Origin of the sequence: Pandoraea sp. NPDC087047 (assembly GCF_044745225.1) — a bacterium.
In the GTDB taxonomy this organism is placed as follows: Bacteria; Pseudomonadota; Gammaproteobacteria; order Burkholderiales; family Burkholderiaceae; genus Pandoraea.
This window is the reverse complement of sequence record NZ_JBIUZU010000001.1, coordinates 435,136-449,869: the sequence shown is the minus strand read 5'-3', so window position 1 is coordinate 449,869 and position 14,734 is coordinate 435,136. Positions and strand designations below refer to the sequence as shown.

The following is a 14,734-nucleotide window of genomic DNA, read 5'->3' as shown; positions in this document are numbered from 1 at the left end:
CCAGGAGACAAGTCACATGGCGGCAAACAGATTCACACGCAGTTTCACGTCCTCGCTCTGCACGCTGTCCCTGGCTGTGGCCACGGTCTGCGCTGCGTCGCTCGCCACGCCGGCCCATGCGCAACCGGCAGGCGTCACCGTCGGGGTGACGCTCTCGTCGACAGGACCGGGCGCGTCGCTTGGCATTCCGGAGAAACAGGCCATCGGCATGCTCCCGCCCACGCTGGGCGGGCTGCCTGCGCACTACATCGTGCTCGACGACGCGACCGACCCCACCACGGCGACGAAGAACGCGCGTCGTCTGGCGACGGAAGACAAAGTCGACGCGATCATCGGCTCGTCCACGACGCCAGCGTGTCTGGCCGTGGCAGCCGTGGCTGCCGATACGCGCACACCGCAACTGGGGTTGTGTCCGTTCGTGCCGAGTGCGGCGCAAATGCGTTACGTCTTCTCGCTGCCGCAATCGGTCGCGGTCATGGCGGACGCGGTGCTCGACGACATGAAGGCGCATAAGGTCAAGACGCTCGGCTTCATCGGCTTTAACGACTCGTACGGCGAGGCGTGGCTCAAGGACATTCAGGCGCGCGCGGCGGCCCGCCAGATTCAGGTCGCACCGGTCGAGCGCTACGCCCGCAACGACCAGTCCGTAACGGCGCAGGTGCTCAAGGTGATGTCGTCCAACGTGGACGCCGTCATCATCGCCGCGAGCGGCACGCCCGGTGCGCTGCCGATGAGCACGTTGCGCGAGCGCGGCTACAAGGGCCGCATCTATCAGACGCACGGTGTCGCCAACAACGACTTCCTGCGGGTGGCGGGCAAGCACGCCGAGGGTGTGATTCTGCCGGTGGGCAACATCCTCGTGGCCGAGCAGTTGCGTGCGAACCATCCGGGCAAAGCCGTTGCCGTGGACTTCGTCAAACGCTACGAGACGCAGTACGGCGCAGGCTCGCGCAATCTCTTCGCGGGCTATGCGTACGACGCCTACCTGGTGCTCGATCGCGCCGTCGCTGTGGCCGCGAAGCAGGCCCAGCCGGGCACGCAGGCCTTTCGCGACGCCCTGGTCGGCGCGATCGAACAGACTCGCGGCCTTGCGGCGACGCACGGCATGATCAATGTCAGCGCGCAGGACCATTCGGCATATGGCGAAGACGGTCGGGTGCTCGTCACGGTGAAGGGCGGCAAGTGGACGATCGACTGAACATGGCGGCGGGCGGTGCGCGGCGCCTGGCCAGACCGGACATCGAACGCGAGCTTCGCGCAGACGGCAGCTTCGTCATCCGCTCGCGCGCCGCGCTGGGCGAATTCGCGCGCAGCCCGGCCGACTGGCTCGTGCAATGGGCGGCGCGCACGCCGGATGCCGTGTTCGTCGCGCAGCGATGGGCGCCGGGCGAAGGGGCAGCCGATGCGGGGTTGTGGCGACGTGTGACGTACCGCGACGCGCTGACGATGGCGCGCGGTATCGGACAGGCGTTGCTCGATCTCGACGTACCGCGCGAGCGTCCGGTGGTGATCCTGTCGGACAACAGCGTGAACCACGCGCTGCTTGTGCTCGGCGCGATGATGGCGGGCCGTCAGACGGCCATCGTGTCGTCGGCGTACTCGCGCATCGCAAAGGACATGGGCAAGTTGCACGGCATTCTCGCGCGACTCGACCCGGCGCTCGTGTACGTGGAGGATGGCGATGCCTATGCGCGGGCGCTAACCGACGCGCCGATCCGTTGTCCGGTCGTCGCCACCCGGAATGGGCGCGCGCACTGGCTGCGCTTCGACACTTTCGCGGCAACGCCGGTGTGTGCCGAGCTCGATGACGCTTTTGCGCAGGTGCGTCCCGAGGACACGGCCAAATTGCTGCTGACCTCCGGCTCGACCGGCAAGCCGAAGATTGTCGTCAACACGCATCGCATGCTCGCGGCGAACCAGCAGATGATTGCGCAGTGCTGGCACTTCATCGACGAGGCCGCGCCGGTGGTCGTCGACTGGCTGCCGTGGAGTCATACGTTCGGGGCGAATCACAACTTCCATATGGCGCTGCGCAACGGCGGGGCGTTCTATGTGGACGACGGGCGTCCCGTGCCCGAGTTGATCGGGCGCTCCGTCGAGGCGTTACGCGACGTGTCGCCCACGCTGCACTTCAACGTCCCGAAGGGTTTCGAGGCGCTGGCGCCGTTTCTGGAAGACGACGATGCGTTTGCCGCGCGCTTCTTCAGCCGTCTGCAAGTGCTGTTCTACGCGGCGGCGAGCTTGCCGCCCGCGGTGTGGCAGCGCTTCGAACGGCTGGCGTCACGGCACTGCGACACGTTGCCGTTCTTCAGCTCGGCGTGGGGCGCGACGGAGACGTCTCCGCTCATCACCAGCGTGCATTTCCCGATTCCCGGCGCGGGCAATATTGGCGTGCCGGCGCCGGGCAACGAACTCAAGTTCGTGCCCAATGGCGACAAGCTGGAGATGCGCGTGCGGGGGCCGTCGGTGTTTCGCAGCTACGCGGGCGACCCGGTGGCCACGGCCGAGGCGTTCGACGACGAAGGCTTCTATCGCACCGGCGACGCAGGCCGTCTGTCCGACGTGAACGATCCGAGCGCCGGCGTGATTTTCGATGGTCGCGTGTCCGAGGATTTCAAACTGACGAGCGGCACGTGGGTCTGCGTGGGCGCGCTGCGGCTGCGCGCCGTGACGGCGCTCGCACCCTATGCGTCGGATGTGGTGATCGCCGGCCACGACCGCGACGAAATCGGGCTGCTGATCTTCCCGAGTCCGGCCCTGCTGGCCAAGGCCGGGCACGCCGATGCCCTTCACGCGCCGCATGGAGGTAAGGCGATGGCGATGCACGACGACATTCGTTCGCTCGTAGCGCAGGCGCTCGCGCAACTGGCGCAGGACGCGGGCAACTCGCAACGCGCAGCGCGCGCGGTGATTCTGGCGTTGCCGCCGTCGCTGGAGCAAGGGGAGATTACGGACAAGGGTTACGTCAATCAACGCGCGGTGCTGAACTTGCGCGCGCAGGACGTTGCACGACTCTATTCGGACTGCCCGTCGGTCATTCGCCTGGCCCAGCCGTGAAATCGTGCGCATAGGGGCGCATTGCGATTCATCCAGAGATTTATGCGGATTCACGCCTGCATAACTCAGGGGCATGCAAACCCTTTGGCACCCGGTTTGCCGGGCAGGCACCCAAGGCCTTCGAGCGTTGCCTGAACGGCCACGTCGAGCGGGGTATGCGGCACCTCGCCGAGGGTCTCGACGAGGTGCGTGTTATCCATGCGCACGGGCTGCTCCCACAGGTAACGCATTTCCCGCAACTCGCGCAGCGTCGTGACGAAGGGCGACATGGCCGTCATGAGCCACCACGGGAAGCGGCGCGTCTTGACGTCGATACCGTGACGCGACATCACGCGCACGATGGCGTCGGCCATCTGCGTGCCGTCGGCATCCCAATGCCCGGCCATGTGGAAGTTGGAGAAGGCCGGAAGCGTGCGACGGCGCTCGATCAGCATGACCATCGTGCGGGCCACGTCAGGCAGATACGACCATTGATGACCGATACCGGGGGCGTTGGGCACCTGGACGATACGCGTCGTCTGGCCGGGCTTCACGAGCCCTTGGGCGAACCAGCTATTGCGCGTTCGCGGACCGAAGAAGTCACCGGCACGCACGACGATCGTCTGCACGCCATGGCGGCTGGCGTCGCGCAGACGGCCTTCCATCGTCGCGCGAATTTTGCCCTTGCGGGTGCGCGGCCGTTGGGGGGCGTCTTCGCGCAGCACGGGGAACGTTTCCGGACCATAGTTGTAGACGGTGCCCGGCAGGACGATGGTAGCGCCGTGGCGCGTTGCCGCGGCGACCGTGTTATCGAGCATGGGCAGCACTTGCGTGTCCCAGTTGCGATATCCGGGCGGATTGACGGCGTGCAAGATCACATCGCAATCGCGGGCGGCGGCCAGTACGTCGTCCGCGTGCATGGCATCGCCGTCGATCCATTGCACGCCGCTATCGGATGACGACGTACGGGGCGCGCCGCCGCGACGCAGCGCACGCACATGCCAGCCTGCGGCGAGCAACTGTTGCGTCACTTCGCTGCCGATGCCGCCGGTCGCACCCAGCACCAGCGCGCGGGACACTTTCGGTTCGGATGAGTGGGTCATGAGGTTGCTCCTGATTGGGTGTCGGTGATGCCATTCTCCGCGCGACGCGGATAGAATAAAATTGCCTAAAATCATCTATCGGCTATACGTTTTTGTATGACAGAAAATCTCAGTTGGGATCTCTATCGGACGTTTCTCGCTGTGCTGACCGAAGGCTCGTTATCGGGCGCGGCACGTGCGCTGGGCATTACACAGCCCACGGCCGGACGCCATATCGCAGCACTGGAGCAGGCGCTGGGTCAGACGCTGTTTACGCGCTCGCAGACAGGCTTGCTGCCGACCGACGCCGCCCAGTCGCTGCGTCCGCATGCGCAGGCGATGCAGCACACGGCGCTGGCGTTCGAGCGTGCGGCAGCGAGCCACGGCGACGGGGTGAGCGGCGTTGTGCGCATCTCCGCGAGTGAAGTGGTCGGGGTAGAGGTGCTGCCACCGATGCTCACGGGGTTGCGTCGCGCGCACCCGGATCTGACCATCGAGCTGGTGACGACGAACCGCATTCAGGATCTGCTGCACCGCGAAGTGGATATCGCCGTGCGCATGGCACCGCCGCAGCAGGACGCGTTGATCGCGCGTCGCATAGGGAGCATCGACGTCGGCCTGCACGCGCGCGACGACTATCTCGCGCGCTACGGCGTGCCGTCGTCGATGGCCGACCTCGCGCACCATGCAGTGATCGGTTTCGACCAGATGACGCCTTTCCTGCGCGAGGCCACGCGCGGCGTGCCCGCCTGGTCGCGAGACGCCTTCGCGTTCCGGGCCGACAGCGACCTGGCGCAACTGGCGATGATTCGCGCGGGCTACGGGATAGGAGGATGTCAGGTGCCGCTGGCCCGACGCGATGCCCGGCTCGTGCGGATACTGCCGAGCGCCTTCCGTTTCAAGTTGCAGACTTGGGTCACGATGCACGAAGACTTGCGTTCGAGCCCCCGCTGCAAAGTCGCATTCGATGCCCTCGTGGCCGGAATGACCGCCTACATGGCCGGATAAGGCTGAGATCCGGCAAATACCGAATGTCATCGGAGAATTGTGTGATATACAATATATCAATAACATCAACGATCACGAGACAATCACCGCGCCATGTTCGACCCTTCATTGTTCGGACGCATGTCACCGGACGTCATCGCGTCCACGCCCATTCCCTGCGCCGCGCCTGAGTCTGCGCAGGCTTCCGGCTCGATCCCATCATTCGCTGCGCTCGCCCCCGGACGTCATTCGCTCGGTCTGAGCGAGACGCGCGACGCTGTCCTCTATGTCCCTGACGGTTTGCCGACGGACCAGCCCGTTGCGCTATTCGTGATGTTTCACGGGGCCGGCGGTTTCCCGGAGAAGGTGCTGCCGTTCATCGAGCCGCATGCCGACCAGCATAGGTTTCTCGTTCTCGCGCCGCATTCGACCTTCCCGACGTGGGACATCGTGATCGGTGGCAATGGGCCCGATCTGGAGCGTCTGCAAGTGGCGTTGCGCCTCGTTGCGGCACGCTACCGGCTCGACGCCGGGCACGTGGCGTTCGCCGGCTTCTCGGACGGGGCGAGCTACGCGCTTTCCATCGGCGTGACAAACGGCGATATCGCGAGCCATGTCATTGCGTTCTCGGGCGGGTTCATGTCGATCTTCGTGCAGGAAGGGCAGCCGAAGATCTTCATCGCGCACGGGTTGATCGACGAGCAACTGCCGATTGCCACCAGTGGCCGTCAGAACGCCAACAAGCTCAAAGCGGCGGGCTACGATGTGCAATTCGTCGAATTCGACGGGCTGCACATCATCGAGCCGGGCGTCGTGGCCCGTGCCATTGACTTCTTCCTTGCCTGACGCGCGCGCTGCGAAGCAGTTCAACGGTCGGTTGGCCAAGCGATAGCGCGTTCAAGCGGCCAAGCACGCAAGCGTCAAACGCCTCACATGCCTTACACGCCATACGGGGAGTGCCGTCCATGGATTTCGAAATTCCCGAGTCACTGATTCATCCGCTGATGCAACTGATCGGCGCCGATTCGCCCCTGGGCAAGCAGTTGACGGCCTACGGCGTATGCCGGGGCAACATGCTGGTATCGAGCGAATGGTTCGACGCCAAGTCGCTCAACACGCTCTACGTGCTGTGCAAATCGCAGAACGAGCGCGCGCTGATGTTTCAGATGCTTGCGCTCGATAACGCCTATAACGCGCCGCAGGCACGGGTGATCCCGAGTCTGGACAAGCTGGTGCCGGGGCTCGTGGCGTATCTCGCACGCGACGTGATCGACGGCTGGCTGTATCAGCGCCATCGCGACGGCGCGTTGTTGCCGTGGCTGGTGCGGCGTTTGCGTTACGTGGAGCCGGATCAGGGCTCGCCATACGTCGTCGTGGACATGCTGGCGAACACCATGCAGTCGGCGAATCTGAGTCCGACGGAGCATCGTCCGCGGCGCTCGGGCATGACGACGGCGCTGGTCTTCACGCGCGACGATATCGTGAACCGCACCATTCCCGAATTGCTCGCGGAATTCGGCTTCTACAAGGAGTGTGCGGAGTTCAAGCACGAATACGAACAGCATGCGCAGCGCTTTTTGCGCGTGCAGCGGGCGTTCGGCGCGCAGTTCGTGTTGAGCCGCGCGGCGTTTTCCGTCGATCCGAAGGGCGCGACGGAACTGATTCGCGTGGGCGACGGCGTGACGGCGAAGTGCGTCAACGACGAAGCGCGGCTCGAGCGCAATTTCGAGATGGCGTGCGACGCCGACTTCTGGCGCAACGCCGAGATCGACCGGGCGTTCGAGACGATTCCGCTGCACTGCTATGTACATGTATTCCATCTGGACTGGCACCGCAATCTCTGGGTGCACGTGCAGAACATGACCGAATACGACTATCAGCCCGGCCTGCGCGACAAGCTCGTGTTGCCGGCGCATCATCACGATCTGATCGACATCCTGACGTCGAACATGGATGTGATGATGCCCGACTTCGTGCCAGGCAAATCGGGCGGCGCGACGATCCTCTGTCAGGGCGCGCCGGGGCTGGGCAAGACGCTCACGGCGGAGATTTACTCGGAGGTCGTCGGCAAGCCGTTGTATCGCGTGCATTCCGGGCAATTGGGCACGACGGCGGCGTCGGTGGGCGCCACGCTCATGAGCATTCTGCGACGCGCCATGCGCTGGAACGCGATCCTGCTGCTCGACGAAGCCGACGTGTACATCCGTCGTCGCGACAACGATCTGGAGCACAACGCCATCGTCGCGGAATTCCTGCGCTCGCTGGAATACTTTCACGGCCTGCTGTTCATGACGACGAACCGGATCGGCGACGTGGACGACGCCATCCTGTCGCGCTGTATCGCCACGATCCACTACGAAGTCCCGTCGCCGGCAGATGCGCGACGGTTGTGGCGCATGCAGGCGGAGCAGGTCGGCGCGTATCTCGACGACGGCCTGATCGAAACGCTTGCGTCCCGTTATCCGCAAGCGAGCGGGCGCGACATCAAGGAACTGATGAAGCTGGCGAGCCGCTACTGCAAGGTCAAGGGCATGCCGTACACGGAAGACGTGTTTCGCCTGTGCGGACTTTTCCGTGGCTACGACGGATGAAGTGGCGCACGAGGCAAGGACCGATGCCGCGCGGCGATCATCAGAAAAAATCATGAAACGCCGCAACATCCTGATATGCGGGAAAACTAGAGGCGCGCGCGGGCGCTGGTCTGGCTATATTGAATCCGGACCGGTGCTGACGTCGCGGCGAATCTCTGACGAGGCGAATGCCTTGTTCGCGAACCTCTGATTGTGCTGCGCCGCGCCATTTCATGATGTACGGCAAGGAGACGCAGTGGAGACGCATGGCGAACTGCACCGGGCGATTCTGAACAACATCCCGGATCAGGCGTGGCTTAAGGACACCGAGTCGCGCTACATCCTTGTCAACGATGCCTTCATGGCCGCATGCGGGCGCAGCGAGGCCGACATTATCGGCAGCACCCCAGACAAGGTCTGGTCCTCCGAATGGGGACGGGTCTATCTCGCCACCGACAAAGCGGTAGTGGCAAGCGGCGTGCGGCGGCGCTACGAGGAGAGCCGCCCCGGCGCCGATGGCGCGCCGCGCTGGTTCGATACCGTCAAGATGCCCGTGCGCGACGCGCATGGGCGCATCGTGGGTACCGTCGGCATTTCACGCGATATCACCGACCGGAAACGCTCCGAGATGGCGCTGCTCGATTCGCGCGCCCAGTTGCGTCAACTCTCGGCGTACCTGCAAACGGTGCGCGAAGCGGAGCGCACGCGCCTCTCGCGTGAGCTTCACGACGAACTCGGACAATGGCTGGGCGGCTTACGGCTGGGTCTGAGCTATCTGGAGACGCAGCCGGACATGCCCGCCGCCGATCAGTCCGCCCATCTCCAGATGCTCAAGGAACTGGTCGACGAGACCATCGACGCCGTGCACCGGATCGCGGCGGACCTGCGTCCGGCGGTGCTCGACGAGCTCGGTTTGCACGCGGCGCTGGAGTGGCTCACGGAGTCGTTCGCGCAGCGCCACGGCCTGCCGTGCGAGCTGGTGATGCCCGAGGCGGTGACCGCTTGCCTCGACAGCGAGTGCAGCACGGCGATCTTCCGCATCGTGCAGGAGTCGCTGACCAATGCCAGCCGTCATGGGCAGCCCACGCACGTCCGCGTGGCGCTCGACGTGCGCGACGGCCACTGCCATGTCAGCGTTGCCGACGACGGCCGGGGCATGGAGACCACCCGCGCCGGACACGGCCAGCGGCTCGGTCTGATGGGCATGCGCGAGCGGGCGCTGATGCTGGGTGGCGCGTTCGAGATCGAGAGCGCGCCGGGGCAGGGCACACGCGTCATGGTGCGCATTCCGGCGCGTGCGGCAGCGGGCGGCATGACACAGAGCGCGACGTCGGGCGCGACGAACGAGGCGGGGTGGTCATGCGCGTCATGATTGCCGACGACCACGCGATCATTCGCGACGGTCTGAAAAAAATCATCGCCACGGCGCCCGACATGCAGGTCGTATCGGAGGCGGTGGATGGTGACGACGTGCTCAAGCGGCTGCGTCTGGCGAGCGTGGACGTGTTGTTGCTCGATATGTCGATGCCGGGCAAGAGCGGCATTGCGCTGATCGCCCAGATCAAATCCAGCTATCCGTCATTGCCGATACTCGTGCTGAGCATGTACCGCGAATCGCAATACGCGGTGCAGGCCATTCGTGCGGGGGCCGCCGGTTATCTGACGAAGAACGCCGAGTCGGAGCAATTGATGAGCGCGATCCGGCGTGTGGCGCGCGGTGGCACGGTGGTTTCACCGCTGGTGGCCGACAAGCTCGTGCGCCAGTTGCAGCAACCGGCCGAGACGTTGCCGCACACGCGGCTCACCGCGCGCGAATTCCAGATCTTCCAGATGCTCGTCGAAGGCAACGGCATCAACGACATCGCGCGCTGCCTGTCGCTGTCGGCCAAGACCGTCAGCACTCACAAGGCCAACATCCTCACCAAGATGGACATCGCGTCCACCGCTGGCCTCGTGCACTACGCCATTGAACACGGCCTGATCGTTGCGGGTACCGACGCCTGACTCCGCCTGACGACACCGGCCGAACGTTAGGCCGCGCTGCCCGTGGCGCACGCTATCCCATTTCGATTGCTGCACCGCTTTTAGGGAAATTCCTAGGCGAAAACCAGTAAATCCTGATGCCCCAAGGGCGGCCACTCACCTAATCTTGGTTCAGGCCGTTGCCACCCGGCCGGCACTGCGTGCGTTGCCTCGCCTCTGCCGGCAAGCCACTTTCCCACTTTCATCCGTGACGTAAGGAGACCGCACCATGCATGTGGACCTGCTGATCAACAACGTGTGCGTGCGTGACGATGCGCCGCTCGTGGACATCGCCATCAAAGGCGGGCGTATCGCCGCGATAGAGCCGGGCATCGATGCCAGCGCCGACGAGCAGATCGACGCGCAAGGCCGTGCGGCGATCCCGGGGCTTGTCGAGGCGCATCTGCATCTGGACAAGGCGTTGCTGCACCGTCGTCTGCCGGCGCGCTTCGGCACGCTCGACGAGGCGATTCGCGTGACCGGCATTCTCAAGAGCAAGCAGGAGCGGGAAGACGTGCTCGATCGCTCGCGTCAGGTGCTCGACATGGCGGTCAAGAACGGCACCGTCGCCGTGCGTGCGCACCCCGACGTCGATCTGATTCAGGGTTTGATCGGTGTGGAGACGCTGCTCACGCTCAAAGACGAATACGACAGCCTGCTGGACCTGCAAATCGTGGCGTTCCCGCAGGAAGGCATTCTCAAGTCCAAGGGCACGTATGAGTTGATGATCGACGCGCTGCGCATGGGCGCGGATGTCGTGGGCGGATGCCCGTACAACGAGCTGAACTGGGAGGACACGAAGCGCCACATCGACATTGTGTTCGAGCTGGCGCAGCGCTTCGACGCCCCCGTCGACATGCACGCGGACTTCGCGGACGACACGGCCGACCAGCGCTTCGCTGCGATCTCCTACATCGCGCAGAAAACCATCGAAACCGGTTATCAGGGACGTGTCTCTCTGGGCCATGTCACGAGCCTGGGTGCGCTCGATAACGACGAACTCGCGCCGGTGATCGAGCAGATTCGTCTCGCGGGCATCAGCATCGTTACGCTGCCCGCGACCGATCTCTATCTGGGCGGGCGCAAGGACACGCAGAACCCGCGGCGTGGCCTCACGCCCGTGAAGGCGCTGCACAGCGCAGGGGTGAATGTCGCGTACTCGTCGAACAACGTGCGCAATGCGTTCACACCGTTCGGCAAGGCCGACATGTTGCAGATCGGCAATCTGCTCGCGCACGTGGCGCAGTTCGGTGTGCCCGAGCATCAGCAGGCGATTCTCGACATGGGCACGCACAACGCCGCGCGCGCCATCGGGCTCTCGCACGACTACGGCATCGCCGTGGGCAAGCAGGCCGATCTGATCATTCTCGACACGTTCCGGGTGGCCGACGCGCTGCTCGATATCCCGCCACGCCTGTGGGTCATCAAACGCGGCCGGATCACGGTCGTCACGCAGCACCACTGCGAAATTCACCGGCACTCATGTTGTTGTGCGCAATGAAGTTCTCATAAAACTCAAGGAGACAATCATGAAGAAGCTGCCTGCGGAAGTCGTTGCCTCACTACTTGCTGTCACCACCATCCCGATCGCGATGCTGCCGCTGCATCTGCCGCCATGGGCGATCTTCATCAGTTGGGCGGCGACCTTCGCCATGGGCGGCCCCTCGCTGGTGAACCTCAAACGCATTTGGGCGACGCTGCCCGTGGGCGCGTTCTTCGCATTCCTCATCGTGCTGGGATTCAAGCAGGCGGCCACCCAGTTCAGCGGCAACGCGCTGGTGATGGCCGAGATGGTGATTCTCTTCGTGGGCAACGGCTCGATGATGGCGCTCGCGCGGTTCTTCCCCGGCCTGAACTTCATTCCCGGCATGTTCTTCGGCTTTGCCACGTACTTCGCCACGCTGTTCGGCGGCTTCGGTCCGGTGGCGCAAGACCCGCTCGCGGCGCTTGGCGCCGCCGTGGCGATGAACGCCCTCGGCCCGGTCTACGCCTGGGTGAAGGAGCGCTACTCGGCGCCGGAAGTCTCGCACCAACGCCACTGGAAGGGCTGGAAGGCGGAAGTCTGAGCAGCGATCTGAGCATTGACGATGGAAGGACGAAGCGTCTGCCAGTGTCGGGCGGGCTTCGTCTTCCCATGACATTCCCTGGGGAGACGGCATGACGTTCGTAGAAAAAATGACCGATGGGCTCGCACCGACACAGCCGGTCACGACAGGCGACGCCGCTAGCAGCACCACGCGTCGCAACTTTCTGATGGGCACCGCTGCGCTGGCGGGCAGCGCCGTGTTGCCTCTCACGGCAGCCGACGCAGCCGAAGCGGTGGCGCCTGCCGTGACGGCCAGAACCGGCCCCGGCAACCTTGGTGGCGATACGGAGCGGCGTCTCGCACAGTCGACTCGCGGCATGGTCACGAGCCCGCACGAGCTGGCGAGCGAGGCGGGCCTGGAGGTGCTGCGCGCGGGCGGGAACGCTATCGAAGCCGCAATTGCCATCGGCGCGGTGTTGAGCGTGACGTATCCGCATTTCACCGGTCTGGGCGGCGACGCCTTCATGGTCATCAGCGACCGCGACGGCAATGTGCGCACGCTCTCCGGCATCGGGCAAGCCGCCGCGCAGACACCCCAATACGGCAGTACGATTCCCGTGCGCGGGCCGGGGGCAGCACTCACCACGGCGGCGACGGTCGCTATCTGGGACAAAGCCTTCGAGTTCAGCCGCAAGCAGTGGGGCGGCCAACAGGCCTGGTCGTCGCTGTTCTCACGGGCGACCGAATATGCCGCGAACGGCTTTCCGGTCACGCCGTCGCAGCACTTCTGGCAGACGTATCGCGCGGGCGAGCTGTCGAACTGGGACGGTTTCTCATCCGTCTTCATGCCGGACGGCCGCATTCCGCAGGCGGGCGAACGCTTCTATCAACCGGCGCTCGCACGAAGCCTCGACAGCATCGCCACGCACGGCGGACGCGAATTCTACGAAGGCGATCTGGCCGGACGAATCGCCGCCGGACTCAAACAAGTGGGCTCACCGCTGCGCGCCGACGATCTGTCGCGGGCGCAAGCGCGTGAAGAAGTCGCGCTGCGCGTGGCGTACCGCGACGGAGAGTTGCTGGGCTTGCGTCCGCCCACGCAAGGGGTGACGACGCTCGAGATCATGGGCATTCTGAATCGCTTCGATCTCAAGTCGATGCCCGAGGGCAGCGCCGATTACTATCACGTGCTCGTCGAGGCCGTGAAGCTCGCATTCATCGACCGCAATCGTTACGTGGCCGACCCCGATTTCGTCGACGTCCCCGTGGATCGCCTGCTTTCCAGCGCAAACCTCGACGCCCACGCGCGCAGCATCCGCATGGACCAGGCGATGCCCTGGCCGCATGTGTTCAAGACCGGCGATACGGTGTATATCGGCGCGGCCGATAGCCAGGGCAACTGCGTGAGCATGCTGCAAACGGTCTATTTCGACTGGGGCAGCGGCGTGGTGCTGGGCGACACCGGCGTGCTGTGGCACAACCGGGGGGCGTCGTTCAGTCTCGATCCGGCAAGCCCCAACGTGCTGCGCGGCGGCAAGCGGCCTTTTCATACGCTCAATCCGGGCATGTACCTCAAGCAGGGCCGCCCGCAATTGCTCTACGGCACGCAAGGGGCTGATGGACAGCCGCAGACGCTGGCGGCCGTGCTCACGCGTTTGATCGATTACGAGATGGATCCGCTGACGGCGCTCAGACGCCCGCGCTTCCTGCTCGGCAAAACGTTCTCCGACACACGCGACAGCCTCAAGCTCGAACAGGACGCCGGCGCTGACGTATTCACGGCACTCGCGGCACGCGGGCACGAGATGAGCGCACTGCCGCCGCAGAGTCAGTTGGCGGGGCATCCGGGGGCGATTCGCATCGGCGCGCAGGGGCAGATGAGCGGCGCGCACGATCCGCGCAGCGACGGCCGGGCATTGGGCGTTTGAGGAACGAACCCCAACTCGGATAACGCGCGACGCGACACCCGGGAACGCCGCAAACCCCAGTTGCCGGGCGTGCGTCGCGCGTGATACAAGTGCTGCCATCCATCCACAATATCAATACAAGCCATGGCTGGCAGTGCAAAAGCGAATCGACCGCCGAATCGATCGCTCTTCGATCTGGACCTGTTGCGCTCGATCGTCATGGTGGCCGATTGCGGCAGCTTCACCACCGCGGCTGCGCGTCTGCATTCCACGCAGTCCACCGTGAGCCAGAAGGTGCGGCGTCTCGAAGACATGGTGGGCCACAAGCTGCTCGACCGGGGCAATCGCGAAGTGCTCGCGACCGACGCAGGCGAGCTGTTGCTCGGCTACGCGCGGCAGATGCTCGCGCTCAACGAACAGATGTTCGAAGCGCTTTCCGGCGCCGTGGTGGCCGTGACGGTGCGTCTGGGCGTGCCGGAAGACTTCGCGACGGGAGCCACGACACAGGTGCTCGCGCGCTTTAACCGTCAGTATCCGCAGGTCAAGCTCGAAGTCACCAGCGGCCTGAGCCGGGATCTGCTCGGCAGCTACGATCGCGGCGAACTCGATCTCGTGCTCGTCAAGCAGCGTCGCAACAGTCGTGAGCCGGTGGCGAGCCGCCCTGAAAAACTCGCGTGGATCGACAGCGCCCGGCATCCGTCGTTCGGACTTGATCCTGTGCCACTCGTCACGTTCCCGACGCGCGGGCTGTATCGCGACGACATGATCAATGCGCTGGAGGCGATGGGCCGCCACTGGCGCATCAGTTTCACCAGTTCGAGCCTGAGCGGCATTCAGGGCGCGGTCGCCGACGGAATGGGGATCAGTCTGGTGCCGCCGCGCGCTGTCTTGCCGGGACATGTGGTGTTGGGCCGCGCGCAAGGGCTGCCGGTGATCGATACGTTCGAGTTGGCGATCTTTTATCGACCGACGGCCGACGCCATGGTGGGCGCACTTGCCAAGGTGCTCGTGGGAATGCTGGCATCGAAACCGCGCGCGTCGAAATAGGCGACACGCGCGGTGAAGTCCTGCGCAAAATGTCACAAGACGTTGCGAAACGCAGGC

At 64.7% G+C, this 14,734-nt stretch carries 12 protein-coding genes; 11 read left to right on the top strand and 1 reads right to left on the bottom strand.

Translation table 11 applies throughout. The annotated features are described in order from the left end of the window. The first annotated feature begins 16 nt into the window (after positions 1–16). Positions 17–1,198, top strand: coding sequence for an ABC transporter substrate-binding protein (locus tag ACIPHM_RS01890; RefSeq protein WP_400323947.1), 1,182 nt, complete (start codon positions 17–19; stop codon positions 1,196–1,198). Further along, entirely contained in the window at positions 1,183–3,057 is a 1,875-nt protein-coding gene (locus tag ACIPHM_RS01885) for a feruloyl-CoA synthase (RefSeq protein ID WP_400323944.1), read from the top strand. Before ACIPHM_RS01890 ends, ACIPHM_RS01885 begins: the two co-directional genes overlap by 16 nt. Before the next feature lie 65 nt (positions 3,058–3,122). Here the strand turns inward: ACIPHM_RS01885 and ACIPHM_RS01880 are convergent, their stop codons facing one another. After that, positions 3,123–4,139, bottom strand: coding sequence for an NAD-dependent epimerase/dehydratase family protein (locus ACIPHM_RS01880; protein ID WP_400323941.1), 1,017 nt, complete (start codon positions 4,137–4,139; stop codon positions 3,123–3,125). Positions 4,140–4,235: 96 nt separating this feature from the next. On the opposite strand from ACIPHM_RS01880, the gene ACIPHM_RS01875 reads away from it, so the two are divergent. From ACIPHM_RS01875 to ACIPHM_RS01835, 9 genes are all read left to right on the top strand, one after another. After that, positions 4,236–5,126 (top strand): LysR family transcriptional regulator, encoded by an 891-nt coding sequence (locus ACIPHM_RS01875; RefSeq protein ID WP_400323938.1) that lies wholly within the window; start codon positions 4,236–4,238, stop codon positions 5,124–5,126. A gap of 93 nt (positions 5,127–5,219) precedes the next feature. Further along, entirely contained in the window at positions 5,220–5,951 is a 732-nt protein-coding gene (locus ACIPHM_RS01870; protein WP_400323935.1) for an alpha/beta hydrolase, read from the top strand. 119 nt (positions 5,952–6,070) lie between these two features. Beyond that, positions 6,071–7,696, top strand: a complete 1,626-nt coding sequence (locus ACIPHM_RS01865; protein WP_400323932.1) for an AAA family ATPase — start codon at positions 6,071–6,073, stop codon at positions 7,694–7,696. Positions 7,697–7,931: 235 nt separating this feature from the next. After that, positions 7,932–9,047 carry a PAS domain-containing protein gene (locus tag ACIPHM_RS01860; RefSeq protein WP_400323929.1) on the top strand — a complete coding sequence of 372 codons (1,116 nt, stop codon included), beginning with the start codon at positions 7,932–7,934 and terminating at the stop codon, positions 9,045–9,047. Next, a complete protein-coding gene (locus ACIPHM_RS01855; protein WP_400323926.1) occupies positions 9,035–9,679 on the top strand; it encodes a response regulator in 645 nt (214 codons plus the stop codon). Before ACIPHM_RS01860 ends, ACIPHM_RS01855 begins: the two co-directional genes overlap by 13 nt. A gap of 247 nt (positions 9,680–9,926) precedes the next feature. Beyond that, complete coding sequence (locus ACIPHM_RS01850; RefSeq protein WP_400323923.1) at positions 9,927–11,198, top strand: amidohydrolase family protein; 1,272 nt, start codon at positions 9,927–9,929, stop codon at positions 11,196–11,198. Positions 11,199–11,226: 28 nt separating this feature from the next. Next, complete coding sequence (locus ACIPHM_RS01845) at positions 11,227–11,763, top strand: DUF1097 domain-containing protein (RefSeq protein WP_400323920.1); 537 nt, start codon at positions 11,227–11,229, stop codon at positions 11,761–11,763. Positions 11,764–11,872: 109 nt separating this feature from the next. After that, positions 11,873–13,651 (top strand): gamma-glutamyltransferase family protein, encoded by a 1,779-nt coding sequence (locus tag ACIPHM_RS01840; protein ID WP_400324307.1) that lies wholly within the window; start codon positions 11,873–11,875, stop codon positions 13,649–13,651. A gap of 123 nt (positions 13,652–13,774) precedes the next feature. After that, the gene (locus ACIPHM_RS01835; RefSeq protein ID WP_400323917.1) at positions 13,775–14,677 is read left to right on the top strand and encodes a LysR substrate-binding domain-containing protein; all 903 of its coding nucleotides are present in this window, start codon (positions 13,775–13,777) and stop codon (positions 14,675–14,677) included. The last annotated feature ends 57 nt before the right edge of the window (positions 14,678–14,734 follow it).

Bases quoted from the DNA above. Each gene is read 5' to 3' on its own strand.
- ACIPHM_RS01845 (WP_400323920.1), top strand. From the start codon at position 11,227: ATGAAGAAGCTGCCTGCGGAAGTCGTTGCCTCACTACTTGCTGTCACC.
- ACIPHM_RS01835 (WP_400323917.1), top strand. From the start codon at position 13,775: ATGGCTGGCAGTGCAAAAGCGAATCGACCGCCGAATCGATCGCTCTTC.
- ACIPHM_RS01850 (WP_400323923.1), top strand. From the start codon at position 9,927: ATGCATGTGGACCTGCTGATCAACAACGTGTGCGTGCGTGACGATGCG.
- ACIPHM_RS01855 (WP_400323926.1), top strand. From the start codon at position 9,035: ATGCGCGTCATGATTGCCGACGACCACGCGATCATTCGCGACGGTCTG.
- ACIPHM_RS01870 (WP_400323935.1), top strand. From the start codon at position 5,220: ATGTTCGACCCTTCATTGTTCGGACGCATGTCACCGGACGTCATCGCG.
- ACIPHM_RS01875 (WP_400323938.1), top strand. From the start codon at position 4,236: ATGACAGAAAATCTCAGTTGGGATCTCTATCGGACGTTTCTCGCTGTG.
- ACIPHM_RS01880 (WP_400323941.1), bottom strand. From the start codon at position 4,139: ATGACCCACTCATCCGAACCGAAAGTGTCCCGCGCGCTGGTGCTGGGT.
- ACIPHM_RS01865 (WP_400323932.1), top strand. From the start codon at position 6,071: ATGGATTTCGAAATTCCCGAGTCACTGATTCATCCGCTGATGCAACTG.
- ACIPHM_RS01840 (WP_400324307.1), top strand. From the start codon at position 11,873: ATGACCGATGGGCTCGCACCGACACAGCCGGTCACGACAGGCGACGCC.
- ACIPHM_RS01890 (WP_400323947.1), top strand. From the start codon at position 17: ATGGCGGCAAACAGATTCACACGCAGTTTCACGTCCTCGCTCTGCACG.